Raw genomic sequence first — 24,454 nt, 5'->3', positions numbered from 1 at the left:
CCATGAAACGTATTTTATTTCCCACTGATTTTTCTGAAACGGCAAATAATGCATTTGTATATGCTTTAGAATTGGCAAAGTACCAGAAAGCTGAATTTATTGTCCTTCATGTCTATGATTCGCAAAATCTGGTCTACGAGGGATGCCCGCCATCCATAGCCGAGATTTATGAAACAATAGAGTGGGGTAAATTTGAAAACTTTAAAGATCAAATCCCTCATTTAAGAAAAATTGCCGAAGAGCATGGACTGGAAGACGTAAAAATGAGTCACGTGTTGCGCCACGGGAATTTAGTCAAAATCATAAAGGAAATTGCAGATGCGGAAAAGATAGATTTGATTGTTATGGGAACCCATGGTGTCTCTGGTTTAAAAGAAGCTTTTTTGGGGTCTAACACGGGGTATGTCATTACCAATGTACCTGTCATGCTCCTGAGTGTTCCCCTCGAAGCAAAATTTAAGAAAATGAGGCATTTTTGTTTTACGACCGTTTTTAAAGATGAGGATAAAAAAGCATTGTGGGAGGTGTTAGACATGGCGAAAAGGTTTCATGCTGACGTCAAATGTTTAACCGTTAAAACGTCGCACTTTAAGGAAACCGATGAGGGAATGCGTAAATGGAAATCCGATTTTGATGGGGAACCAGTAACATTTTTTATCATTGAGAATAATGATGTAAAGAAAACGATTCGTGACTTTTTAGTCCATCAAGAAATTGATGTTTTGTCGATGCTTACCCACAAGCGAAATTTAATAGAAGAATTATTTACCCACAGTTTTACACAAGAATTTTCCTATCACTGCAAGACACCCATTTTGGTTTTGCATGAAAAATCAAAATTACAAATGTAAAAATAAGACCTAAAAAGTAAAACCGAAGAAGCGTTTATTTTTGTCTCATTATTTGAAAAACAAGCCCCTTTCTTATTATGTTAAAAAATAGTTTTGTAACTTTAATGTACTAATTTAAAATCAATTATCATGGAAAAAATATTGTTTCCCACTGATTTTTCTGAAACGGCAAACAATGCATTTGTATATGTGTTAGAGATGGCAAAAGTTTTTAAAGCGGAAGTAATTGTGCTTCATGTATATGAATTGCCCCCTGTTTCTTATGAGGGATATCCTATTTATGTTTCCGAAGTTTTTGAAAGCGTTGAATTGGATAAATTTGAGAATTTTAAAGACCAAATTCCTTATTTGAGGAAAATTGCTGAAGAACATCATTTTGATACCCTAAAAATGAGCCATGTTCTGGAACAAGGAGATTTGGTTAGTGTAGTAAAAGCTATTGCCAAGAAAAACAAAGTCGATTTCATTATTATGGGGACTAATGGAGCATCGGGTTTAAAAGAGACTTTTATGGGTTCCAATACGGGGTCTGTTATTGCCGACGTTCCCATAACCTTGCTTAGTGTACCCTTTCAAGCCAAATTCAAACAAATCAAAAAAATTGCTTTTACCACACGCTATAGGGCTAAAGATCACAAAGCTTTGCAACAAGTGGTGGAGTTTGCCAATAAAGTCAATGCGCAAGTGAAATGCCTTCATGTGCGCACTGCGGATTCAGATGTAAAAGAAGTACAGATTGATAAATGGAGACATGATTTCAAAAACGATCCGGTAGAATTTTTTGTTATTCCAGACAATGATATCGAAGGTACTATTTTTGAATTTTTAGACGATTTGGATATCGATATTTTGGCCATGTTGACTTATAAACGTAGTTTCTTACAAGAATTATTCAGACATAGTTTTACGAAAAAATTCTCCTATCATAGCGAAATCCCATTATTGGTTTTTCATGAATAGTAAAAATAAATTTGTTGCCGGAGATACTATTTCCGCAACAGAATTTTTAGGATAGATATCATTTCGCTCAAAAACGGAATCGCTCGAAGTAATGAATGTATAATACCTAATTAATTTGCACAACTGTTTGATTCATTGAACCCTCTAGATGTTAGATTTATGAAAAAGATATTGTTTCCAACCGACTTTTCTGATGTTTCCAAAAATGCCTTTGTTTACGCATTAAAATTAGCTAAACATATTAATGCTGAAATCATCACGTTGCATGTCTATGAATTGCCACAGGTCAATTATATAGATGTTCCAATTAATTTAATTGATATTTACGAAGTTACTGAATTAAGTAATTTTGAAAACTACAAACAGCATGTTCCGGTTTTGAGAGCCATTGCCGAAAAAAATAAATTAGAACACATAAAAATAAGCAATGTACTCGTAGACGGGGATTTAATTGCCAACATAGTTCGGATAGCAGAAGAGGATAAAATTGATTATATTGTTTTGGGAACTAAAGGAGCCACCGGATTGGCATCAACCTTTTTGGGTTCTGTGACTACCAAAGTGATGAATAATACTAAAGCGGTAGTTCTTGCCATTCCGGAACATTGTCAATACCAACCCATTAAAAAAATACTTTTCACAACCCAATTCAAAGGAGAAGATATAGAAACATTAAATAAAGTAATCGCATTGGCCAAAGTTTTTCGCTCTGACATTGATTGTCTGTATGTGAAAATGCCTGATGCAAAAGATAATGAAGTTTTTATTGAGAATTGGAAAAAAATATTTGTTGACCAAGACGTCACGTTTCATACCATAACGAGCAATGACGTTGAGGGCATCGTTTTGTCCTTTATTGATTTACATCACGTTGATATGATTGCCATGCACATTCATCACAAAAGTTTCTTTGAAAGACTTTTTTATATCAGCCTTTCAAAAAAATTAGCGTACCATATTAATATTCCAATACTTGCAATTCATTAAGAAAGGCATTAAAAAAACCGTCTCATTTTTTAGATGAGACGGTTGTATAATATTATATTTTTTGAATATCAATTGTTGAGCATTACTGGCATCACGAGCATGGTTACGGTTTCTCCATCTTCTAAACCATCAACTGGAGTAAGGATTCCGGCGCGGTTTGGCAAGGACATTTCTAACATAATCATGTCCGATTGTAGGTTGGTCAACATTTCTGTCAAGAAACGGGAATTAAACCCAATTTGCATATCATCGCCTTGGTAATCACACGTCAATCTTTCTTCTGCCTTATTAGAATAATCAATGTCTTCGGCAGAAATATTTAATTCGGCTCCAGCTATTTTTAAACGAATTTGGTGTGTCGTTTTATTAGAGAAAATGGCCACACGACGAACAGAGCTTAAGAATTGTGTTCTGTCAATCATCAATTTGTTTGGGTTTTCTTTTGGAATTACGGCTTCATAGTTTGGATATTTTCCATCAATCAAACGACACATCAAGATGTAATTATCGAAAGAGAAAGTTGCATTTGAATCGTTGTATTCAATTTTCACTTCTGCATCTGAAGTTCCCAAAATACTTTTTAAGATATTCAAGGGTTTCTTAGGCATGATAAAATCAGCTACTTGCGATGCTGTTACGTCGGTTCTTGCATATTTTACTAATTTATGGGCATCCGTTGCCACAAAAGTTAATCCTTCTGGAGAGAACTGAAAGAAAACCCCCGACATTACCGGACGCAAATCATCGTTTCCTGCAGCAAATATGGTTTTGCTTACTGCGGTAGCCAAAACATCGGCAGGAACTAAAGTAGTGGATGGATCATCCAAATTTACTGATTTAGGGAATTCTTCTCCCGGAGCATAAGCCAAGGCATATTTTCCAGAATTAGAACTGATTTCAATGGTGCTATTTTCTTCAACAGTAAAAGTTAAAGGCTGTTCCGGAAAGGTTTTTAGGATTTCCAATAGTAATTTTGCCGGAACCGCAACACTTCCTTGACTTGTAGAATCAATCTCTAAAGTGGCAGACATGGTGGTCTCTAAATCAGAAGCCGAAACAGTTAAGGTTTTGCTGTCTAATTCAAACAAAAAATTATCTAAAATAGGTAAGGTATTACTGCTGTTAATGACACTTCCTAATACTTGCAATTGTTTTAATAAGTACGAACTTGATACTATAAATTTCATTATCTCTTTATTTATTTTGATTGTAAACTTTCTAAAATCCCAATTTGCCTACGTTTTACAAATATATCTTAAACTGTTAAATATTAAAAAGAATTTTATTAACATTACTTGGCGTATTTTCTTTTTCTAAAATAGGTAAATACCAATCCGAAAATTCCTAAAATGGCAATTGGAAGCCCGACAGTTATGACTTGTGACCTTGTATAACTGGCATATACTTTTTCTTTATCGAGTAAAGGCAAAGTGACTTCCTTGCTTCGAATGTTAATAAGTCCGTTATCATCCAATAAATAATTGACGCAATTCATCATAAATTCTTTATTTCCGTACAATTTGTTAGTCCATTTATCATAACCTAATTCCAAAGGTTGATGATTTTTGTCCAATTGATTTCGGATAAGATCACCGTCAGAAACCACTATCATTTTGTTGTTTTTGCCTTGGGTTTGAAATGTTTTTTCTGTAAAGGGCAACACCCGATTTTCATATACCGAATGAAATTTCCCTTCCATCAAAACGGCAACGGGAATGTTTCCCGTATTTTTAAAATCGCTTTGTTCCGGTCTGTCATTTACCATGTTAAGGTTGACTTCAACTGGAGTACCAACCCATTTTGAATAGGGTGAAGATTGCAAAAGAATGGTTTTTTTGATGCCGTTTTTTAAAGTATCCATACCGTTTGCAAATTGGAATTGCAAGGCCTCTAGGTTACTCACAATTGGATTTTTTGACGATGGATAGATTAATGGCGAATAAAACCAAGGATATTGGGTGTATTGAGTTGCGCTACCTTTTTCGCCAGTGGCCAATGCAATAGGGGTTGCCATTAAATCTTTGACCAAAGTGGGATTGATACGCACTCCATATTTAAAAAACAGATCATTTAAATTCAAGTCGAATGGGTAAGCCAAGGTAGAACCGGAATCGTTGTACAAGCTGTCCATCTCAATATTAACCTGATCGACTAGCCACATCGTTTTTCCGCCATGCATGACGAATTGATCCAATACCAATTTCTCTTCATCAGAGAATTTTTCGGTGGGTTTTGCAATAATAGCTAAATCATATTTTTTTAAATATGCCAAACTTTCATTTGGTTTCTTGGCAACAGAATCTAAGGTAAAGGTTCCGATATAATAATTTTCCCGCACTTGTTTGATGAAATCGGCCATCAATATATCATGAAGTTCGCCATTTCCTTTGATGATGGCGACTTTCTTTTCTTTGGCTTTAGAAATGGTGTTAAAAGCATTTGCAAAAGCATATTCTAAATGTTGCACGGAACTCACCACTTTTTCTGCGGTAGATGCTCCCATTAAATTTTTAAGCAAAGGCACTTTTACACTTTTACCGTTATAAGTGGCAATTGCCCATGGAAAAACGACTTCTTGTATTTGCTTTCCTTTGTCATCAACCGATACGTTAACTGGAGTTAGTCCTCTTTCAATAAACGATTGCATGATAGTATCTCGTTCGTCTTCGTTTTCAATTGGATTCACAAATTGGAAGGAAATATTCTTATTGTAAGCCTTGAATTCTTCTAGTATTTGTTGGGTTTCCGTTTGCAGTTTTTTGAATTCGCCCGGAAATTGCCCTTTAAGAAAAACATCGATGATTAGGGGTTCTTTCACGTCTTTAATGATATTTAAAGAAGTCTGGGAAAGCGTGTATCTTTTGTCTTTTGTTAAATCAAAACGATGGAAAAATTGATTTCCAATGACATTCACAAGTATCAAAAGCAGTATTGTAAAAAATAAGATTTTTATGTTGGTTTTCTTTTGTGGGGTCATTACGCTTTGAAAGATTTTAGTTTAAAAACAGTAAACGAAAGAAATAAGATAGTCAAACTCACAAAATACAAAATGTCCCGCGTATCAATTACGCCACGACTCATACTTTTAAAATGATTGTCCATGCCTAATGCAGAAATAAAATTCTCAACGCTTGGCAAATAGGTCGCTAAACCATCAAATGCAAAGTAGAAAAAGAAACATAAAAACACAGAGAGAATGAAGGCTACAATTTGATTTTCAGAGAGGGTAGAGGTAAAAATTCCGATGGCAGAATAAGCTCCAATCAGGAATAACAAGCCAAAATAAGAACCCATTGTGCTTCCTAAATCTATATTGCCTTCGGGCATTCCTAAACTGGAAATAACATAAACATAGATGAATGTAGGAATAACGGCAATGACTATCATTAGCATCGCGCCAAAAAATTTTCCGTTCACAATTTCCCAAAGACTTAATGGCTTGGTCAATAGCAATTCTAGTGTTCCTTGCTTTTTTTCATCCGAGAAACTGCGCATGGTAACTGCAGGAACCAAGAAAATCAATATCCATGGAGAAATGGTAAAAAACGGACTTAAATCAGCAAAACCGCTGTTCAATATATTGTAATCTCCTTCAAAAACCCAAAGAAACAATCCGTTGAGCAACAGAAAAATGACAATCACCAAATACCCTATCGGCGATCCAAAAAAAGATTTTAATTCTCGTAAAACTATTGCTTTCATTTAATATTTTTTGTTTAAAAGTTTGAAGTTGGGTAACGCTAAACTAAAGAAACTAATTTATCTACACTCCAAGCTTCTGGTTTTGCATTGAACAGTTTTTTTGTAAAGCTCCAAACGTCGTAAAACAATTCTGAACGTCTATAATTTTCCAAATCATCTTCGGTTTCCCAATAGCTATAGGTAAAGAAAATACATTTGTCGTTTTTGTCCTGATACAGTTCTAGAAAACGGTTTCCTTCGGCATTTCGTATCTTGTTTTTCATTAATTCGAAGTTTTCCAAAAAAGCGGGAATATTTTCTTCGTGAAAGGACATTTTTACTATTCTTACAAACATTTGAGATTTATGATTTTTATAATTATTTACAGAAAATTAATAACAATAGCATCTCGATACCCCAATCCCAAAAGGCTTGAGGCGCTTCCCACATTCATGGGGTTGCTTCTAAAAATGGCGATTTCCAGAAACCCGGCTTCGTTGAAAATGGCCAGTTTATCGCCTTCATAATTTTTGATATCATAATTACTGGCATTAGCAATATCCGAATATTTCGCCCAAATGTTTTTTATGGGACTTGATTTTTTTTGGCTCCGCCTTTGTATCATCGGGATTTCATAAGGTCGGCCTTTTGCAACTTCCAAAAAGAATTTTTTAGAGATATTGGTCACCACATTCCCAAAATGATCAATATAAATCACATATCCTTTTATGGAGTTTCTGTCATCGGCAACAATAGCCTGCAATTCAGTAGCTTGTTTTATGGAAGTAATTTCTTTGCCAATAACATTTAGCAAACCACCTCGGGCAATATGAGCGGCAACAGTTACAAATACGTCCAAATCAGTAGTGTCAACAGGAAATCTATCGTGAATGTTAATAGCCACCATTTTATTGGGTATCGTATTCTGAATGAGCATTCCAAGAATTCCGTTGTCGGCACAAATAAAGAAATGATCGTTCCATTCCATAACAATGTGCTGATTTTCTTTATTCAATTCGGCATCCACTCCAATCAGGTGAACCGTACCTTTTGGAAAGCTTTTGTATGCAGCGCCAATAATATAACTCGCTTCTGCAGTGTTAAACGGATCAATATCATGTGAAATATCAATAATTACTGCCTCCGGATATTCGGATATAATTTTCCCTTTTAGCGCGCCCACAAAGTGGTCTTTTAATCCAGAATCGGTCGTGAGGGTAATTATTGACATAAATTTGTTTATAACTATTGGCTTAACGTAAACTTAAAATTCATTAAATTTGAGATTATGCAAAGCTAATAAAATCAACCATTATTTTTTAATTAAAAACTACTCCATTTGAACGAAAGAACTATTGAGCTCATAGACATCGCTCCAAAAGATTTTTGGGGCGCTCAAGACACTCATCTTGAAACTATTAAAAAATACTACCCAAAGTTAAAAATCGTTGCCCGTGGCACAACCATAAAAGCTTTTGGAGAAAAAGAAGTCTTAGATGAATTTGAAAACCGTTTCAACCGACTCATGCTTCACTTTACCCGCTATAATACCATAGATGATAACGTAATCGAGCGCGTGATACAAAGTGATTTACAGGACGATAGGAAAGCATTTGACCATGACAAGATTTTAGTTCATGGCGTAGGCGGAAAAATTATCAAAGCCATGACGCCTAATCAACAGCTCTTGGTTGATATGATGAATAAAAACGACATGCTCTTTGCCGTAGGTCCGGCTGGAACGGGAAAAACCTATACTGGAGTTGCCATGGCGGTCAAGGCATTGAAAGAAAAGCAAGTAAAACGAATTATCCTTACTCGTCCAGCGGTTGAAGCAGGGGAGAACCTCGGTTTTCTTCCAGGTGATATGAAAGAAAAACTCGACCCTTACATGCAGCCTTTATATGACGCTTTGCGAGATATGTTGCCCAACGAAAAACTGGAAGATTACATTTTGAAAGGAATTATCCAGATTGCGCCATTGGCATTTATGCGAGGGAGAACTTTAGACCATGCTTTTGTCATCTTGGATGAAGCCCAAAATACGACACATTCCCAAATGAAAATGTTCTTGACCCGTATGGGGAAAAGTGCCAAATTCATGATTACGGGCGATCCCGGCCAAGTCGATTTGCCAAGACGAACCATTTCTGGTCTCAAGGAAGCCATACTGGTTTTGAAAGATGTTGAGGGAATTGCCATTGTTTATCTCGATGACAAAGATATCGTTCGCCACCGATTGGTCAAAAAAGTGATTGATGCCTACAAGCAAATCGAGAATAATGATTAGAAAATAAAGTTTTTTTGAAGCGAATGGCTCGGACATATTTACAAATCATGTTCCCGCTTTTCGCTTCAATCTTTTTCTTTTTAAAGAAAAAAAGAAAAGGATTTCCGCTGCAATCGGGGCTAAATGATAAATATATCGAAATAAATTTTATATTGATAAAGTTAACACCCTCTTGCTTTTCTTTGCATATCTCTTTAAAACGTAATAAATTTGTGATCCCAAAAACAGGGAACTTAAAATGATTAAAGAGAATAAAATTAAAGTAATAATAAGCGATTTAGACGGTACTTTGCTCAACCGGGAACATAAAATATCGGAGTATACCAAAACCATTTTTCAAGAACTTCACAGTCAGGATTATTTAATTATTGTAGCCACTGGCAGGCACCATCTGGATGCTATGCCTATTATAGAAGGACTTGGTTTTCCTGTTTATTTGGTTACGTCAAACGGAGCGCGAATACATGCCCCAAATAAAGAACTTCTGTTTTCATTTAATATCAAGAGTGATGACATAAAATCGGTTTTAGCGTTAAATATTGACCCGGAAATTACAATTGTATTGTTTAAAGAGTTGGTTTGGCAAACCAACAAACACAATCAGAAATTAAACAGCTTTCAGGCCGTGCTCAATTACGTGCCAGAAATAGTTGATTTTGATACAATAGAGGATTTTACTGCCCTGAAATTATTTTTCACCCATGAAAATCATCAAAAATTAGTAGCCTTAAAAGACGAAATTCTCATAACGCATTCCAATGATTTTAATTATGCTTTCAGTCTTCCCGTTTGTTTAGAGTTTATGGATAAATCAGTCGATAAAAGCGTTGCGATTGCAAAAATTTTGGAAAAGGAAAATTTCACCTTTCAAGAGACAATATCATTTGGAGACGGATTTAATGATGAAAAGATGCTGACGGCTTCAAAGAAAGGACTCATTATGGGAAATGCTGTCGAGGGATTAAAAGATAAACTCTCTCATTTAGAAGTAATTTCGACTAATGATGAAGATGGTGTTGCAAAATACCTATCTAAAAAAATATTGGTTAAATAAATTGAATTCGAGCTAGAATCCAAGAAATCCCCTATTTGAATGCTCTTCGGTCAGCAATTTATTAGCGGTTGCTTAACCATTCTTTGTGAATCTCCCTAAAATAATACTAAATTTGCATCCAGAAAAAACAACAACACATCTACAACAAAAATGAGCAACACAATCACAACCACTAATTTTAGTTTCCCCAATCAAAAATCAGTTTATAGAGGAAAAGTAAGAGAAGTATATAATATCAACGATGAACTTTTAGTAATGGTGGCCACCGACAGGCTTTCGGCATTTGATGTGGTTTTGCCTAAGGGAATTCCCTACAAAGGACAAATATTGAATCAAATAGCCACCAAATTCATGGAGCTTACAAAAGATATTGTTCCGAATTGGTTGATTGCAACCCCAGATCCCAATGTAGCGGTGGGTCATTTATGTGAACCTTTTAAGGTAGAAATGGTAATACGAGGCTATGTTTCCGGTCATGCGGCACGCGAATATACCCTCGGGAAAAGAACCATTTGTGGTGTAACCATGACGGAAGGATTGAAAGAAAACGATAAATTTCCAACACCTATAATTACCCCAACAACCAAAGCCGATAGTGGAGAACACGATGCAGACATTTCCCGTGAAGCTATTCTTTCAAAAGGAATTGTTGCTGAAGCCGATTATTTGGTTTTAGAACAATATACCAGAGCTTTGTTTCAAAGAGGAACGGAAATTGCCGCCAGCCGTGGTTTGATTTTGGTAGATACCAAATATGAATTTGGAAAAACTAAAGAAGGGCAAATCGTTTTAATCGATGAAATTCATACGCCGGATTCTTCCCGTTATTTTTATTCCGAAGGCTATCAAGAAAGGCAAGACAGGGGCGAAGAGCAAAAACAATTGTCGAAAGAATTCGTTAGACGTTGGTTAATCGAAAACGGTTTTCAGGGACAAACGGGGCAACAAATTCCAAATATGACCGACGAATATATTGAAACGGTTTCCGAACGTTACATCGAATTGTACGAAAATATTCTAGGAGAGAAATTCGTAAAAGCGGATATTTCAAATATTAATGAAAGGATTGAGAAGAATGTTTTAATGTATTTGGAAAACAGATCTAAATTCTAGTTCACTAAAAGAGTAAAACCGTCCAAATTTCACATTGGGACGGTTTTTTTTATCTTTTATAAATATATTATCAATATAATTGAATTTGGATTCTCCCTGCAGTATTGTATTTAAAATGCTTTTTTAATTCGGTCAAGTTCGCGCTTTGTGTCTTGCTCTTTTAGAGATTCTCTTTTGTCATAGGTTTTTTTTCCTTTGCAAAGTCCAATTTCCAGTTTTGCCATTCCCTTTTCATTGGTGAATAATTTTAGGGGAACAATGGTTAATCCCTTAGCCTGAACACTTCTCAACAACCCTTTTAATTCTCTCTTATTAAGCAAGAGTTTGCGTTCGCTTCTCGCTTTGTGGTTAAATTGATTTCCAAAAGCATATTCTTCAATATAAGTATTGATAGCAAATAGTTCAGTACCGCTAAACTCACAAAAGCTTTCCGTAATATTGGCTTTTCCCAATCGGATGGATTTAATTTCAGTTCCGGCCAAAACAATTCCAGCAGTAAAGGTTTCGAGGATTTCATAATCGAAACGTGCTCTTTTATTAAGTATGTTGATCGTTTTTAGCATAGTAGGGCAAATGTAGGAACAAATCAATGAAATGGCAACAGTTATTGCAAAAATGGCATAAATTTGCATTATGGAAAATCACCAAAAAAACAATCCACTTCACGGAATAACGCTTCAAAAAATTATTGAACAACTAGTTGATTATTATGGATTTGATACTTTAGGTGAATTGATAAAAATCAAGTGTTTTACAGAAAACCCCAGTGTGAAATCGAGTCTCACTTTTTTACGAAAAACCGAATGGGCTCGAAAAAAAGTCGAAGAATTGTATCTTAGAACATTACCAAAATTGTAACTATTACATGTGGTTTCTTTTCAGAAGAGAATAAATGACGGTGTCTAAAAACTTTCCATCATAAAATTCATTTTCAAGGATGTGGGCTTCTTTGACAAAACCATTTTTCAGTAAAACTTTTTCGGAAGCTGTATTTTCAGGATCAATAATTGCCTCTATAGAATGCAATTGCATCTTATGAAAACCATAGTTAACGACTTCTCGTATTGCTTCTGTGATAATCCCTTTTCCGTGAAATTCAGGAAGTAACATATAGCCTATTTCCGATCGATAATTTTCGGGGTTTATCCGGTAATGACCAATTATTCCAATAAATTTAGGGTCATCCTTTAATGTAATTGCCCAATTAATACCTTCGTTGCTTTTAATTTTAGCATCAATCATAGCAATATGTTCCAGAGCATCTTTTATTGTTTTTGCTAATGGTCTTGGAACGTATTTCATGGTTTCTGGATTGCTTCTAAGGCTGAATATTTCTTCAACATCGTTAACGTCAATGCGGCGCAAAAGCAATCGTTCAGTTTCTAGATTTTGAAAAGGATGAAAATTTATAGTTAACATTTTTTACGTAAATTTATAAAATTTCTAAACTGAAACTACAAGCAAATGTTTGTTTTGGTTCAACAAATTGAATGCCTTCTTTTTCTGAAATATTTCCGGTGGAATGTACGGTGTCAGAATAACCCAACCAAGGTTCAATGCAAATAAATGGGGCGTTATTTTTAGTCCAAATTCCTAAATACGGGAAATCGTCAAATTGAACACGAAGCAAAGGAATTTCGTTTTCTATAATGGTGATTTTTTTAGAGTTCAATTTTTTAAAAATCAAAGCGTCTTTCTCAAATAAAGGATAGGTAAGCGGTAGTTTGTTTGCGTTCATCTCATGAGAAACAGTCACATCAGAAAGCAAATCATTTTCCAGTTGATAACTTTTTAAAACTTCAGGATGTTCAAATACCAATGAATAATTTTCAAAAGCTTTTGGCAATGCAAATGCGGGATGAGCTCCAATTGAAAAAGGCATGGTGACTTCTTCCTGATTAATGATTTTATAGGCAATTGTTAATTTAGATTTTTTTAAAGTATACCAAATTTGCAATTCAAAATGGAAAGGATATACCTCTATGGTTTCTTCGTTTGCTTTCAATGAAAAAACGGCTTGACTTTCTTTAGAATCAATCAATTGAAAATCGAGATCTCGGGCAAAGCCATGACGTGGTAAATGATAAGTATTGTTCTTATAGATGAACTGATTGTTTTTTAGAGTTCCTACAATTGGAAACAAAACAGGTGAATGTTTACCCCAAAATTCAGAATTGCCTTCCCAAATATATTCTATATTGTCTTTACTTGTAAAAGAAATTAATTCTGCGCCTTTATGGTTTATGACCGCTTTTAAACCTGAATTTTTAATTGTTGTTCTCAACATAATTTAAATTTAAATATTTTTTATTGTTTTGTAAATATATTTTATTATTTTCACAAAGCCAAAAAACAATTTATTTCCCTAAACCGAACCATTATGACTACTTATTTCCAAATCATAGAGAAAGAAAATATTCAATCTCTAAAATTTCCAACTACAGACGTCCTTACCGACAAAGAGGCAATCCAACAAAGAAAAAACGATTTGAATCGGGCACAGGCTTTAGGCAGTTTAGATCATTCGAAAATTAAAATCTTCTTTGAAGACAATCAATGCAAAAAAGTGGTAGAAACCACCGTTTGGGCCGTAACAGATAATAGTGTTATCCTTAAAAAAGGTGTTGGAATACCAATTAACCGAATTTTTAAATCGATTTAAAATTATTGTAAGCCATACTGAAACATCAACTATTTAGTTGGTGTTTTTTTTTGCATGTCGGATATGCTTATAGGTTTGCGAAACTCATGTTTGTGTGATTTGGAGATTTCTTAAAGTGAAAGAGGGAGTTGTTCGCAATTATTTTAACATCGGAATAGATTGCTTAATTTTGTTCCCACTTCATCTTTATTTATGCTTAATTTCGCAGCATGCAATCGATTACCCAAAAAATAGAGTTCCCTTTTTTTTCCAACGTCACCCTTTATATCAAAAGGGAGGATTTGATTCACCCGATAGTCTCCGGAAATAAATACCGTAAATTGAAATACAATTTACTTCAGGCAAAAGAGGAACATCAAACCCAGTTACTCACTTTTGGTGGTGCTTTTTCCAATCATATTGCTGCCGTAGCGTTTGCCGCACAAGAAAACGGGTTTGAGTCCATAGGCGTAATTAGGGGAGAAGAGTTAAGAGAAAAAATAGATGAAAATCCAACATTGCGTTTTGCCCAAAATTGTGGAATGAAATTTGAATTTGTTTCCAGGGAAGTATATAGATTTAAAAGTGAAACAGAATTTTTAGAAAAACTAAAACTAAAACATGGGACATTTTATTATCTTCCAGAAGGAGGCACAAATAGTTTGGCCATCAAAGGTTGTGAGGAAATTTTAATCGAACAGGATAAAATGTTTGATTACATTTGCTGTGCAGTAGGTACAGGGGGTACAATTACTGGGATTATTAACAGCTCCCAATCGCATCAAAAAGTTTTAGGATTTCCGGCATTAAAAGGAGACTTTTTAATAAATGAAATTCGTAATTTTGCAAAAAATAACCGTTGGGAATTGATTCCGGATTATAATTTTGGGGGTTATGGAAAAGTAGATAAAGAGTTAATTGAATTTATTAACTCATTTTATGAAAAATCTAAAATTCCATTGGATCCCATTTATACCGGAAAGATGCTTTTTGGCGTTATGGATTTAATTAAAAACAACTATTTTCCAGAAGGTTCAAAAATTTTAGTCGTACATACTGGCGGAATTCAGGGGGTTCAAGGAATGAATATCAAATTAAAAAATAAAAAATTACCATTAATCAATGACGAGAATTATGATGTTTAAGAAGAGGATACTTTTAGTAATTGCAATTTCACTTGTGGGCTGTTCAACAAGTCAGCCAGTAGTGAGAACTGTAAGAACTACAAATAAAACAATAGCAAGGACTAAACAAACGCTACATAAAAAGCCAAACACCACGATTGTGAAATCGGTAAAAAAGCCAATTAACAGTAAACCTGATATCATTTCCAAGCCAATTGCTCAAAGTCCAGTAAATAATTCTAAAACAGAGACTAATTCTAAAACAGACATTAATTCTGAAACACAAATTTTGGAGGCTACTACTCGAGTTAAGGTTACCACTGCCATGGTTTTAGAATACATCTCTAAATATAAAGATATAGCCAAAAACAACATGGCGAAATATGGGATTCCTTCCAGTATTATTCTTGGGCAGGGAATTCTGGAGTCGGGTGCAGGAACAGGGCCATTGAGCGTGCAGGCAAACAATCATTTTGGTATTAAGTGTCATAAAGATTGGTCTGGGCCAAGTGTGAAATATGATGATGATTCTGCACAAGAATGTTTTAGAAAATACAATCTGCCAAATGAATCGTACACAGATCATGCTATATTTTTAACCGGTAGAGCATGGTATCAGCCATTGTTCAAATTAAAAAAAGACGATTACAAAGAATGGGCAAAAGGGTTGAAAGCCGCGGGTTATGCATCTGATCCAAAATATCCGGATAAATTAATAGGGATTATTGAACGTTATCAATTAAACCAATACGATTCAGAAGTTTTAGGAACTGAATATGTTCCTGTTAATTCCAAAGAGCAAGTTTCTGCAAATTCCAATTTATACCAAGTAAGTCAAGGCGATACGTTATATTCTATTTCAAAAAAATTCAACATTTCTATTGAAGATTTGAAAAGAAAAAATGACATTAGTGAAAACGCTATTTCCATAGGACAAAATCTAATAATAAAATAATTTTATGCTATATCAAAGAAGCAGTCAGCTTTTTGCTGAAGCTGAAAAAGTAATTCCGGGAGGTGTAAATTCGCCTGTTCGTGCTTTCAAAGCAGTAGGAGGAACGCCAATTTTTGTTAAAAGTGCTAAAGGAGCCTATTTATATGATGAAGATGGCAACCGATTGATAGATTATATTAATTCGTGGGGACCGATGATTTTGGGACATGCTTTCGAACCAGTTGTAGAATCGGTAATTCACCGAGCTAAATTAGGAACTTCTTTCGGAATGCCTACAGCTTTGGAGACTGAAATCGCCGCTTTGTCCGTTGCAATGGTTCCCAATATTGATAAAATACGTTTTGTAAATTCAGGGACTGAAGCTTGTATGAGCGCCATTCGTTTGGCTCGTGGGTTTACTAAAAAAGATAAAATTATCAAATTTGCAGGTTGTTATCACGGTCATTCCGATTCTTTTTTGATACAAGCCGGAAGTGGAGCCATTACTTTTGGAACTCCAAATAGTCCAGGAGTAACTGCCGGAACAGCAAAAGACACTTTATTGGCACGTTATAATGATTTGGATAATGTGACTTCCTTAATTGAGGCCAATAAAAACGAAATTGCAGCCATCATTGTAGAGCCGGTTGCTGGAAACATGGGATGTATTCCACCAAGTAAAGGTTTTTTGGAAGGACTGAGACAATTATGCACTGATAATGATATTTTATTGATTTTTGATGAGGTCATGACTGGCTTTCGTCTGGCAAAAGGGGGAGTCCAAGAATTGTATAACATAACAGCCGATATTGTTTGTTTTGGAAAAGTAATTGGAGGGGGATTGCCCGTTGGAGCTTTTGCCGCCAGAAATGAAATAATGAATTATTTGGCTCCTCTTGGTCCAGTTTATCAGGCAGGAACATTATCTGGAAATCCTCTTGCTATGGCTGCGGGTTTGGCAATGTTAAAAGCGTTGAATGAGGATCATACTGTTTTTCAAAGATTAGAAGAAAAAACAGCATATTTAGAAACCGGAATAAGAAAGGTACTCACGGAAAATAAGGTGACTTTCACCATTAATAGGGTAGGTTCTATGATTTCAGTACATTTTGATGCTAATCCGGTTGTCGATTTTCAAAGTGCGGCAAAAGGGGATAATGAAACCTTCAAAAAATTCTTTCACGGATTATTAAAAGAAGGGATTTATATTGCACCATCGGCATATGAAACTTGGTTTATCACTGATGCGCTCACTTTTGACGATTTAGATTTTACGATTCGTGCAATTGATAAAGTTTCCAAAACTTTTTAAAGTAAAATATTCGGACAATTTTTTAGAGTCTAATAAAGCACAAAAGAGGACAAGCGATTAATAAATAGAATTACCTCTATTTATTAATCGCTTGTCTTTTATCAAATATCCTGCTTTGTACTTTTCAAAAAACCGAAAAAAAATAATGCTCAAAAGAGAATTTTAACAAGACCTTATTTCTTTTGTAAAAAAATAATTATTCCTGATTGCTCAATTTTCTATAAGGAAAAACAGTAAATATATGTCTTTTTGCAAACCTACTTGGAGATTCTGCATTTACCATTTTTACATATGTAGCTTTAGGAACGCTAATAAATTCGTAGCTGCTTCCGTTGGAAAAATTAATTGAAAGTCTAATGTTTTCGTATTTGTAATCTACAATTGTAGCAGAAGCAATCGTTTCATTAAACTCGGGTAATCCTTGTTTAATAGTTTCTGCATTGATACTAACAAGAAAATGATAAGCTTCAATAATTTCTTTGCTTTTTTCTTCAGCTTCATGCAATCCAGTGTCATTCCCCTGAAACTTATCAGGATGGCTTTCTTTCATGGCATTGCGATAAATAGTCTTTAAATCCTTAAGGGCTACAGTTTTGTCAACATTTAATAGCTTGCGGTATTCAACAATTTTTTTCATAAAATGAGTGTAACGTATTGTCTTTTAGTGTTTAAATAAAATATTCTGATTGTAAAATCGACAAATTTTTTGCAAAGGTACATCTTTTAAGAAGAGTTTCAGCAATTTATTTTTGCAGTTTAATAAATTTGGCATTCTTAGATTCTTGTAACAATTTTGCCGAAACAATGAATTATTGATTATATTTGCATACTAAAATTTCTAAAAATGATGAAAAATACGTTTTTTGCAATGGTATTCTTATATGCATGCGCTTCCTATGGACAAGTTGTAATTAATGAATTGGATGCTGATACCCCAAGTTCTGATATTTTAGAATTCGTTGAACTAAAATCGACTACGGCAAATTTTCCACTTGATGGATATGTTTTGGTCTTTTTTAATGGAACAACAGCAGGGACCGCAACAACTAGCTATTATTCGATCGATTTAGATGGTTTAAAAACAGATGTAAACGGAATAATCCATTTAGGAAATCAAACCGTTTCCCCAACACCGGCTTTAACTTTTGGTACCGCAACCATACAAAACGGACCAGATGCCGTGGCTTTGTATCTTGGCAATGCAACAGATTTTCCAAATAATACTCTTGCCACTGCAACGGGTTTGATTGATGCTCTTGCTTATTCAAATGGTGCAACCACTAAACCAACAGCTTTGATGGCCATTTTTGGGCTCACAGTTTGTGTTAACGAAAACCAAACTTTGGCAGTGCAAACGCATTCTATACAAAGAAAAAATGACGGAACTTATGAAGTGAAAACACCAACTCCTGGAGTTAACAATGATGGTTCAGGTATTCTTTTTAATTATGTAACAACGTCAACTAATTTAACCACAATTGACGAGGGGCAGAATCTGATTATTACATCAACAGTGAGTAAGGTTATTGTAAATAGTCCACTAGTGTTGAATTTTACGCTTAATAATGGCAGTTTTAAAGCAAGTGATTATTCAGGGAATTTGAGCATCACAATTCCTGTTGGGGCAACAAGCGGAAGTGCAACAATTAAAATCCTTAATGATGGCGTGAATGAAGGTGACGAAGAACTAAAAATTCAGTTAACCTCCCCGTCAGTAGAATATTATTTTAATAACAATAGTTTGATTATAAGAGTCAATGATATCAATTTTACCGTTTTGCCTTTCGGAACGCCTTTAAACCCAACTTATGGTTTGGTTGCAAATACCGCACCGGCGGGTTATTATGCTTCTATTGAAGGGTTATCTGGTGCTGCCTTAAAACAAGGGCTACAGGATATAATTGCGAATCCGGCCGTAGTTCATGCCCATGTTTATGGAGACATATATGCTATATTAAAAAAATCAGATCAAAATCCCGCAAATAGCAATCAAGTTTGGTTAATGTATGTTGAAGAACCTCGTTCTAAAATAGATTATCAAGTTGGGAATAGCATTATTGGGAAATGGAACAGGGAACACATATATTGTCAATCACGTGGTGGATTTGCCGATGCCACTTCGAGTACGCCTCAAGGAATTAATGTCTGGACAACTACAGGCCCGGATGTTATTGCAACAGGACATGGAGACGCTCATCATATTCGTGCTGAGGACGGTCAGGAAAATTCCTCTAGAAACAACAGAAATTATGGTGTAGATTATAACGGACCAATAGGAAGCCAAGGAAGTTGGCATGGTGATGTTGCCCGCTCCGTATTTTATATGGCAGTTCGGTATAATGCCTTGAGCGTAGTAAATGGTGATACTACCGAAAGCAATATTGGTCAAATAGGAGATTTGGCGACTTTGCTGGATTGGAATCAAACAGATAAGGCCGATGATTTCGAAATGAATAGAAATAACTATATCTACACTTGGCAAGTAAACAGAAATCCATTTATAGATTATCCAAATTTAGCGGATTATATTTTTGGAGCCAAAGTGGGGCAACAATGGTTTTCAACTTTATCTACCAATGATTTTTCCGATTCAAAGGTAGTGATCTACCCCAATCCAGCAAAAGACTTTATCACTGTTTTTGGAATAAGCGATCAAAGTACGATTGAGATTTATAGTCTTTCTGGCGCTAAATTATTCAACACGTCCTTCATTGGTGAAACCCGATTAAGAATTGATTTGGCCTCTGGAATTTATTTGGCTAAAATCACCTCTGATAATAAGACACTGTATAAGAAAATTGTTATCAAATAAAGGGTATTCAAATTGACACAAAAAACCATTAAAATAGTAGTATTGTAATGGTTTTTTTGTATAATTACATTTCTTAATTTTTAGTATGGATATAAAAGAACGTCCAAAACCGAACGCTTTCAAAAATACTTTTTGTATATTTAAGGAAGTTACGTTACAAGAAATAAATAACAAAAAGGCTGATTTTATAAGTAAATCGGGAAGTTCTTATTATTATACCCAAATCGGGATGTATCGATTATCCAACCACTGGGGACGATTGGCAAATAGCAAGTGGCGGTTGGAACCATTGCAACCGGAGACTAGCCCTAAAACCAAATTGGGATTTGCACTTTGGACCAGTTTTTACCCAGATAATGTGAACGAAGAATTGTATTATATTGAAACCAACTTTACCTCAAATACTGCAAATTATCAGCATAAAAACAATCCCGAATATGATAGAAAAGCGGTACTTCGCACGAGTTTTGAAACTGCAAAAAAGATAAAACAAATTCGGAATTTGCTGAATTTGACTTCCTGGGCAAAACATTTTGACTATGAGGATATAGATGTGTTGAGACAAAAAATAATAAACGAATTGATATATTCCAATAAAACACTAGAGGAAATTAAAAGAGAATTAGAATGAGTAGAAACAACGAAAGAAATATCAAAAAGCACAATGATAAGTTGCATAAAGCCCAAGATAAGGTTAAAAATGCCGAAGTCCTTCGCAAGGAAAAATTGAAACAAATTGTAAAAAAATTCAATGAAAGTAACACTTCAGGAGATGCTAAATAGAAAAATATGGAAAGTAATAAATTCGTTGTTTTAAAAAACAGCGTTCAGGAAATAATTGATTTTATTGCCAATAAACAAAATAAGGAAGCCAATAATAAACTCCTAGAAGTTAGTGAATTATTGGATGAATTACTTGATTTTTCAGAAGAGGATGATGACTTAATTGAAATCAGTAGGTATCAGGTCTTATTGAATCAATTGCATCAAAAAATAAATGGTACTGAATAATTACATAAAAAAAAGACACTGAGCTATTTTGAAATAGGCTCAATGTCTTTTTATGGAATAAGATAAATTCTATTTTTTGATTAATCCCAAATCAACCAAACGTTCATGCAAGAATTCTCCAGCAGAAATATCGTCATATTTTTTCGGGTTTTCAGCATCAATACAATTCTCCAAACAGTCCAAACGCATATCGCTAACAGGGTGCATAAAAAACGGAATGGAATAACGTGAAGTTCCCCACAATTCCCTTGGTGGGTTCACAACCTGATGAATCGTAGATTTTAGTTTATTGTTGGTATGACGAGAAAGCATATCCCCCACATTAATCACCAACTCATCGGGTTCAGCAATAGCATCAATCCATTGGCCATCGTGGTTTTGAACTTGCAATCCACGACCTTGCGCTCCCATCAAAAGCGTAATCAAGTTAATATCACCATGAGCCGCAGCCCGAATCGCATTGGCAGGTTCCGAGGTAATGGGCGGATAATGAATAGGTCTTAAAATAGAATTTCCTTCTTTTCCAAAATCATCAAAATAGAATTCGTCCAATCCAAGATGCAAAGCCAAAGCTCTTAAAACATAAATACCCGTTTTTTCAAGCATTTGATAGGCTTCTTTTCCCACAACATTAAAACGTGGCAATTCTGTAACGGTTACATTGTCTGGATATTCTGAAGCGTATTTTGAATCTTTGTCCACATATTGTCCAAAATGCCAAAATTCTTTCAAATCACCTTCTTTTCTGCCTTTGGCATGCTCTTTTCCAAAAGAGACGTAACCCCGTTGGCCTCCAATTCCCGGAATTTCATAACTGTCCTTGATTTCCAAGGGAAGGGAGAAAAAATTTCTAATTTCACCATACAATTCATCAACCAATTGATCATTTAAGAAATGACCTTTTAGCGCCACAAAGCCAATGTCTTCAAAGGCTTTTCCGATTTCATTTACAAATTTTTGTTTACGTTTCGGGTCATCCGAAAGGAAATCACGCAAGTCAACACTAGGAATGTTTTGCATACTACAGTTTTATTGTTAATAACTTAAGGATTGTTACGCCTTATTGCCACAAATATAAATAATAATTATAAAACGGAATTTTTAAAGTTATCAACAATTTAAATAAATCAAACATTTTTAGGTCTAATTGTTATTTTTCATACTTTTGAGGAACTAATTGGTACTTAATTATGATGAACTTCGACAGAAAAAATCTGACTGACATAAAATTATTGGATTTATATAAAAAAATAATCAAGCCTAGGCTGATTGAGGAGAAAATGCTTATTCTTATACGTCAAGGAAAAGTGTCCAAATGGTTTTCCGGAATAGGGCAAGAAGCAATTTCGGTTGGTGTTGCTGCCGTTTTAGAGAAAGATGAATATATCCTGCCCATGCACCGAAATTTAGGGGTTTTTACTGGAAGGGATATTCCGTTATGCCGTTTATTTTCGCAATGGCAGGGCAAAGCCAATGGATTTACCAAAGGTCGGGACAGAAGTTTCCATTTTGGAACGCAGGAATATAAAATTATAGGAATGATTTCGCATTTGGGACCGCAATTGGGTGTTGCTGACGGGATTGCCTTGGCCAATAAATTGAAGAAAAATGGCAAAGTAACTGCTGTTTTTACGGGTGAAGGCGCTACCAGTGAAGGCGATTTTCATGAAGCCTTAAACATTGCTTCGGTTTGGGACTTGCCCGTTTTATTTGTTATTGAAAATAATGGCTACGGACTTTCTACTCCTACAAATGAACAATATCGATGTGAAAATTTAGCAGATAAAGGAGTTGGCTACGGGATGGAAAGCCATATTATTGACGGGAATAACATTCTGGAAGTATATGTAGAACTCACTAAAATCGTGAATTCAATGAGAAAAAAATCGCGTCCTGTCTTGGTGGAATTTAAAACTTTTAGGATGCGAGGTCATGAAGAGGCTAGTGGCACCAAATATGTTCCTCAGGAATTGATGGATTTATGGGCAGAAAAAGATCCTGTGGATACCTTTAGGAGTTATTTAATAGAACAGAAAATACTAACGGTTCCTCAAGACGAAATTTGGCGAAGCGAAATCAGAAAAGAAATTGACGACCATTTGTTAATTGCCAATACCGAAGCGGAAATAATAGCGAATTACGATACCGAATTAAATGACGTCTATAAAGCGTACGATTTTGAAGAAATTATCCCATCTGAAAAAGTGGAGAAAATTCGTTTTGTAGACGCCGTTTCGCAAGTGTTAAAACAATCCATGGAGCGTCATGAGAATTCTGTAATTATGGGCCAGGATATTGCTGAATATGGTGGCGCTTTCAAAATCACGGAAGGTTTTGTGGATCAATTCGGAAAGGGAAGAGTAATCAATACCCCCATTTGCGAAAGTGCGGTTGTTTCAGCCGGAATGGGATTGTCGATCAATGGCTACAAGGCGATTGTTGAAATGCAATTTGCCGATTTCGTTTCCACCGGATTCAATCCTATTGTAAATTTATTGGCCAAATCCCATTACAGATGGCAGGAAAAAGCAGATGTTGTCATTCGGATGCCATGTGGCGGGGGAACGCAAGCGGGACCATTTCACTCGCAAACCAATGAAGCCTGGTTTACCAAAACGCCGGGATTAAAGGTAGTATATCCCGCTTTTCCTTATGATGCCAAAGGACTTTTAGCAACTTCCATTAATGATCCCAATCCCGTATTGTTTTTTGAACACAAACAATTGTACAGAAGCATTTACCAAGAGGTTCCAACAGATTATTACACGTTGCCCTTGGGAAAAGCGACTCTATTAAAGGAAGGGACTCAGGTTACCATCATTGCCTTCGGTGCCGCTGTGCATTGGGCATTGGAAACGTTAGGCAATAATCCTGATATTTCTGCCGATGTATTGGATTTGCGCACTTTGAAACCATTAGACACGGAAGCCATCTATGCATCGGTAAAAAAAACAAACAAAGTAATTATTTTACAGGAGGACAGTTTTTTTGGCGGAATCTCCAGCGATATTTCAGCAATGATTATGGAAAATTGTTTCGAATATCTTGACGCTCCGGTAATACGTGTTGCGAGTTTAGACAGTCCAATTCCGTTTATGAAGACCCTCGAAGATCAATATTTATCAAAGGGACGCTTTGAAACGGAACTGAAAAAATTGTTGGCTTACTAATTTATATGCTGTCTTATTATCAAAAAGATACAAAAAAAAAAAACAAGAGTAACAAGGATGTAACTCTCATGTAACTGGCATGCAAAAGAGATCTGAATCGTATGTTGAAAAATATATAAAAGAATTTCCAAATTGTAATTCTAAAATAGACTACTTTTTTCAATTAATTTTTTACCAATAAAAATAACAAAAAATAAAGAATAACATAAAATCAGTCTACTCGCTAAACGATATCGATATAAATTTCAGGATGAAATAGGTAAAAGTCATAAAAATGATTTTTTTGCCCATTCATGGATTCGTTTATCAATAAATGATACAAAGTTTTTAACACTACTACGTTTTCGTAAGCAGGTGTACTAAAATTTGTGATAAAATGATTAAAATTTACATAAATTTAAAGTCTAATTTACAAACAAACTTAACCTAACGCATTTAAAGAGGAATAATTTTCACAATTTCACAAAAAAGGTCGGCCCAAAAGATGCATTTTTGAAGGATATGAAATTATGAA

26 protein-coding genes are annotated in these 24,454 nt (G+C 35.0%); 16 read left to right on the top strand and 10 right to left on the bottom strand.

The features are described from left to right. Positions 1-2: 2 nt before the first annotated feature. The 3 genes from DB895_RS04975 (at position 3) to DB895_RS04965 (ending at position 2,798) form a co-directional block, all read left to right on the top strand. The gene (locus DB895_RS04975) at positions 3-851 is read left to right on the top strand and encodes a universal stress protein (protein WP_116724256.1); all 849 of its coding nucleotides are present in this window, start codon (positions 3-5) and stop codon (positions 849-851) included. Positions 852-980: 129 nt separating this feature from the next. Further along, entirely contained in the window at positions 981-1,811 is an 831-nt protein-coding gene (locus DB895_RS04970; protein WP_116724255.1) for a universal stress protein, read from the top strand. A 159-nt stretch (positions 1,812-1,970) separates the two neighbouring features. Further along, entirely contained in the window at positions 1,971-2,798 is an 828-nt protein-coding gene (locus tag DB895_RS04965) for a universal stress protein (protein WP_116724254.1), read from the top strand. Positions 2,799-2,866: 68 nt separating this feature from the next. Here DB895_RS04965 and dnaN read toward each other — a convergent pair whose 3' ends face one another. The 5 genes from dnaN to DB895_RS04940 all read right to left on the bottom strand — a co-directional run bounded on the left by dnaN (position 2,867) and on the right by DB895_RS04940 (position 7,710). Beyond that, positions 2,867-3,985: a DNA polymerase III subunit beta gene (dnaN, locus tag DB895_RS04960; protein ID WP_116724253.1), complete on the bottom strand. Its 1,119-nt coding sequence runs from the start codon at positions 3,983-3,985 to the stop codon at positions 2,867-2,869. 104 nt (positions 3,986-4,089) lie between these two features. After that, complete coding sequence (gene gldG / locus DB895_RS04955) at positions 4,090-5,775, bottom strand: gliding motility-associated ABC transporter substrate-binding protein GldG (protein WP_116724252.1); 1,686 nt, start codon at positions 5,773-5,775, stop codon at positions 4,090-4,092. Beyond that, positions 5,775-6,500 carry a gliding motility-associated ABC transporter permease subunit GldF gene (gene gldF / locus DB895_RS04950; protein WP_116724251.1) on the bottom strand — a complete coding sequence of 242 codons (726 nt, stop codon included), beginning with the start codon at positions 6,498-6,500 and terminating at the stop codon, positions 5,775-5,777. The genes gldG and gldF overlap by 1 nt, the downstream gene beginning before the upstream one ends. A 38-nt stretch (positions 6,501-6,538) precedes the next feature. Further along, positions 6,539-6,835, bottom strand: a complete 297-nt coding sequence (locus DB895_RS04945; RefSeq protein ID WP_116724250.1) for a putative quinol monooxygenase — start codon at positions 6,833-6,835, stop codon at positions 6,539-6,541. 26 nt (positions 6,836-6,861) lie between these two features. Further along, a complete protein-coding gene (locus DB895_RS04940; RefSeq protein WP_116724249.1) occupies positions 6,862-7,710 on the bottom strand; it encodes an SAM hydrolase/SAM-dependent halogenase family protein in 849 nt (282 codons plus the stop codon). Positions 7,711-7,818: 108 nt separating this feature from the next. Between DB895_RS04940 and DB895_RS04935 the strand changes: the two genes are divergently transcribed. The 3 genes from DB895_RS04935 to DB895_RS04920 all read left to right on the top strand — a co-directional run bounded on the left by DB895_RS04935 (position 7,819) and on the right by DB895_RS04920 (position 10,936). After that, positions 7,819-8,769, top strand: coding sequence for a PhoH family protein (locus tag DB895_RS04935; RefSeq protein WP_116724248.1), 951 nt, complete (start codon positions 7,819-7,821; stop codon positions 8,767-8,769). Positions 8,770-9,007: 238 nt separating this feature from the next. Beyond that, complete coding sequence (locus DB895_RS04925) at positions 9,008-9,823, top strand: Cof-type HAD-IIB family hydrolase (protein ID WP_116724246.1); 816 nt, start codon at positions 9,008-9,010, stop codon at positions 9,821-9,823. Positions 9,824-9,973: 150 nt separating this feature from the next. After that, positions 9,974-10,936, top strand: a complete 963-nt coding sequence (locus tag DB895_RS04920) for a phosphoribosylaminoimidazolesuccinocarboxamide synthase (RefSeq protein ID WP_116724245.1) — start codon at positions 9,974-9,976, stop codon at positions 10,934-10,936. A gap of 110 nt (positions 10,937-11,046) precedes the next feature. On the opposite strand, the gene smpB is transcribed toward DB895_RS04920, so the two are convergent. After that, entirely contained in the window at positions 11,047-11,499 is a 453-nt protein-coding gene (gene smpB / locus DB895_RS04915) for an SsrA-binding protein SmpB (RefSeq protein WP_116724275.1), read from the bottom strand. A gap of 70 nt (positions 11,500-11,569) precedes the next feature. Here smpB and DB895_RS04910 point away from each other — a divergent pair, with 70 nt between their 5' ends. After that, positions 11,570-11,794, top strand: a complete 225-nt coding sequence (locus DB895_RS04910; RefSeq protein WP_116724244.1) for a VF530 family protein — start codon at positions 11,570-11,572, stop codon at positions 11,792-11,794. Positions 11,795-11,797: 3 nt separating this feature from the next. Here the strand turns inward: DB895_RS04910 and DB895_RS04905 are convergent, their stop codons facing one another. Further along, positions 11,798-12,355, bottom strand: coding sequence for a GNAT family N-acetyltransferase (locus DB895_RS04905; protein ID WP_116724243.1), 558 nt, complete (start codon positions 12,353-12,355; stop codon positions 11,798-11,800). Positions 12,356-12,368: 13 nt separating this feature from the next. Next, complete coding sequence (locus DB895_RS04900) at positions 12,369-13,223, bottom strand: aldose 1-epimerase family protein (protein WP_317046114.1); 855 nt, start codon at positions 13,221-13,223, stop codon at positions 12,369-12,371. Positions 13,224-13,316: 93 nt separating this feature from the next. On the opposite strand from DB895_RS04900, the gene DB895_RS04895 reads away from it, so the two are divergent. The 4 genes from DB895_RS04895 to hemL all read left to right on the top strand — a co-directional run bounded on the left by DB895_RS04895 (position 13,317) and on the right by hemL (position 16,947). Next, complete coding sequence (locus DB895_RS04895) at positions 13,317-13,598, top strand: hypothetical protein (RefSeq protein ID WP_116724242.1); 282 nt, start codon at positions 13,317-13,319, stop codon at positions 13,596-13,598. A gap of 209 nt (positions 13,599-13,807) precedes the next feature. Next, on the top strand, positions 13,808-14,722 hold the full coding sequence (locus DB895_RS04890) for a 1-aminocyclopropane-1-carboxylate deaminase/D-cysteine desulfhydrase (RefSeq protein ID WP_116724241.1): 915 nt from the start codon (positions 13,808-13,810) through the stop codon (positions 14,720-14,722). Further along, positions 14,700-15,656 (top strand): glucosaminidase domain-containing protein, encoded by a 957-nt coding sequence (locus DB895_RS04885; protein ID WP_243694627.1) that lies wholly within the window; start codon positions 14,700-14,702, stop codon positions 15,654-15,656. The genes DB895_RS04890 and DB895_RS04885 overlap by 23 nt, the downstream gene beginning before the upstream one ends. A gap of 4 nt (positions 15,657-15,660) precedes the next feature. Then, positions 15,661-16,947, top strand: a complete 1,287-nt coding sequence (hemL, locus tag DB895_RS04880; RefSeq protein ID WP_116724239.1) for a glutamate-1-semialdehyde 2,1-aminomutase — start codon at positions 15,661-15,663, stop codon at positions 16,945-16,947. A 196-nt stretch (positions 16,948-17,143) separates the two neighbouring features. Here hemL and DB895_RS04875 read toward each other — a convergent pair whose 3' ends face one another. Beyond that, positions 17,144-17,584, bottom strand: coding sequence for a KTSC domain-containing protein (locus DB895_RS04875; RefSeq protein WP_116724238.1), 441 nt, complete (start codon positions 17,582-17,584; stop codon positions 17,144-17,146). A gap of 207 nt (positions 17,585-17,791) precedes the next feature. Here DB895_RS04875 and DB895_RS04870 point away from each other — a divergent pair, with 207 nt between their 5' ends. From DB895_RS04870 to DB895_RS04855, 4 genes are all read left to right on the top strand, one after another. Continuing rightward, positions 17,792-19,759 (top strand): endonuclease, encoded by a 1,968-nt coding sequence (locus tag DB895_RS04870; RefSeq protein WP_116724237.1) that lies wholly within the window; start codon positions 17,792-17,794, stop codon positions 19,757-19,759. Between the two features lie 85 nt (positions 19,760-19,844). Then, positions 19,845-20,390 (top strand): hypothetical protein, encoded by a 546-nt coding sequence (locus tag DB895_RS04865; protein WP_116724236.1) that lies wholly within the window; start codon positions 19,845-19,847, stop codon positions 20,388-20,390. After that, positions 20,387-20,542 carry a hypothetical protein gene (locus DB895_RS04860; protein ID WP_116724235.1) on the top strand — a complete coding sequence of 52 codons (156 nt, stop codon included), beginning with the start codon at positions 20,387-20,389 and terminating at the stop codon, positions 20,540-20,542. Before DB895_RS04865 ends, DB895_RS04860 begins: the two co-directional genes overlap by 4 nt. Positions 20,543-20,548: 6 nt before the next feature. Continuing rightward, a complete protein-coding gene (locus tag DB895_RS04855) occupies positions 20,549-20,770 on the top strand; it encodes a hypothetical protein (RefSeq protein ID WP_116724234.1) in 222 nt (73 codons plus the stop codon). A gap of 69 nt (positions 20,771-20,839) precedes the next feature. Here DB895_RS04855 and DB895_RS04850 read toward each other — a convergent pair whose 3' ends face one another. Next, positions 20,840-21,790, bottom strand: coding sequence for an isopenicillin N synthase family dioxygenase (locus tag DB895_RS04850; protein ID WP_116724233.1), 951 nt, complete (start codon positions 21,788-21,790; stop codon positions 20,840-20,842). A 173-nt stretch (positions 21,791-21,963) separates the two neighbouring features. Between DB895_RS04850 and DB895_RS04845 the strand changes: the two genes are divergently transcribed. After that, positions 21,964-23,940 (top strand): alpha-ketoacid dehydrogenase subunit alpha/beta, encoded by a 1,977-nt coding sequence (locus tag DB895_RS04845; RefSeq protein ID WP_116724232.1) that lies wholly within the window; start codon positions 21,964-21,966, stop codon positions 23,938-23,940. Positions 23,941-24,454 lie beyond the last annotated feature (514 nt).

It is taken from the genome of Flavobacterium psychrotolerans, from assembly GCF_003097635.1.
Taxonomy (GTDB): Bacteria; Bacteroidota; Bacteroidia; order Flavobacteriales; family Flavobacteriaceae; genus Flavobacterium; species Flavobacterium psychrotolerans.
Note: the sequence above shows the minus strand (reverse complement) of the source record. Positions and strands in the feature narration are given on the sequence as shown.

Bases quoted from the DNA above. Each gene is read 5' to 3' on its own strand.
- DB895_RS04945 (WP_116724250.1), bottom strand. From the start codon at position 6,835: ATGTTTGTAAGAATAGTAAAAATGTCCTTTCACGAAGAAAATATTCCC.
- DB895_RS04850 (WP_116724233.1), bottom strand. From the start codon at position 21,790: ATGCAAAACATTCCTAGTGTTGACTTGCGTGATTTCCTTTCGGATGAC.
- DB895_RS04905 (WP_116724243.1), bottom strand. From the start codon at position 12,355: ATGTTAACTATAAATTTTCATCCTTTTCAAAATCTAGAAACTGAACGA.
- DB895_RS04920 (WP_116724245.1), top strand. From the start codon at position 9,974: ATGAGCAACACAATCACAACCACTAATTTTAGTTTCCCCAATCAAAAA.
- gldG (WP_116724252.1), bottom strand. From the start codon at position 5,775: ATGACCCCACAAAAGAAAACCAACATAAAAATCTTATTTTTTACAATA.
- DB895_RS04885 (WP_243694627.1), top strand. From the start codon at position 14,700: ATGACGAGAATTATGATGTTTAAGAAGAGGATACTTTTAGTAATTGCA.
- DB895_RS04940 (WP_116724249.1), bottom strand. From the start codon at position 7,710: ATGTCAATAATTACCCTCACGACCGATTCTGGATTAAAAGACCACTTT.
- DB895_RS04870 (WP_116724237.1), top strand. From the start codon at position 17,792: ATGATGAAAAATACGTTTTTTGCAATGGTATTCTTATATGCATGCGCT.
- DB895_RS04910 (WP_116724244.1), top strand. From the start codon at position 11,570: ATGGAAAATCACCAAAAAAACAATCCACTTCACGGAATAACGCTTCAA.
- DB895_RS04845 (WP_116724232.1), top strand. From the start codon at position 21,964: ATGAACTTCGACAGAAAAAATCTGACTGACATAAAATTATTGGATTTA.
- DB895_RS04855 (WP_116724234.1), top strand. From the start codon at position 20,549: ATGGAAAGTAATAAATTCGTTGTTTTAAAAAACAGCGTTCAGGAAATA.
- DB895_RS04900 (WP_317046114.1), bottom strand. From the start codon at position 13,223: ATGTTGAGAACAACAATTAAAAATTCAGGTTTAAAAGCGGTCATAAAC.
- hemL (WP_116724239.1), top strand. From the start codon at position 15,661: ATGCTATATCAAAGAAGCAGTCAGCTTTTTGCTGAAGCTGAAAAAGTA.
- DB895_RS04860 (WP_116724235.1), top strand. From the start codon at position 20,387: ATGAGTAGAAACAACGAAAGAAATATCAAAAAGCACAATGATAAGTTG.
- DB895_RS04895 (WP_116724242.1), top strand. From the start codon at position 13,317: ATGACTACTTATTTCCAAATCATAGAGAAAGAAAATATTCAATCTCTA.
- DB895_RS04975 (WP_116724256.1), top strand. From the start codon at position 3: ATGAAACGTATTTTATTTCCCACTGATTTTTCTGAAACGGCAAATAAT.
- DB895_RS04965 (WP_116724254.1), top strand. From the start codon at position 1,971: ATGAAAAAGATATTGTTTCCAACCGACTTTTCTGATGTTTCCAAAAAT.
- DB895_RS04865 (WP_116724236.1), top strand. From the start codon at position 19,845: ATGGATATAAAAGAACGTCCAAAACCGAACGCTTTCAAAAATACTTTT.
- gldF (WP_116724251.1), bottom strand. From the start codon at position 6,500: ATGAAAGCAATAGTTTTACGAGAATTAAAATCTTTTTTTGGATCGCCG.
- DB895_RS04925 (WP_116724246.1), top strand. From the start codon at position 9,008: ATGATTAAAGAGAATAAAATTAAAGTAATAATAAGCGATTTAGACGGT.
- DB895_RS04875 (WP_116724238.1), bottom strand. From the start codon at position 17,584: ATGAAAAAAATTGTTGAATACCGCAAGCTATTAAATGTTGACAAAACT.
- DB895_RS04970 (WP_116724255.1), top strand. From the start codon at position 981: ATGGAAAAAATATTGTTTCCCACTGATTTTTCTGAAACGGCAAACAAT.
- smpB (WP_116724275.1), bottom strand. From the start codon at position 11,499: ATGCTAAAAACGATCAACATACTTAATAAAAGAGCACGTTTCGATTAT.
- dnaN (WP_116724253.1), bottom strand. From the start codon at position 3,985: ATGAAATTTATAGTATCAAGTTCGTACTTATTAAAACAATTGCAAGTA.
- DB895_RS04890 (WP_116724241.1), top strand. From the start codon at position 13,808: ATGCAATCGATTACCCAAAAAATAGAGTTCCCTTTTTTTTCCAACGTC.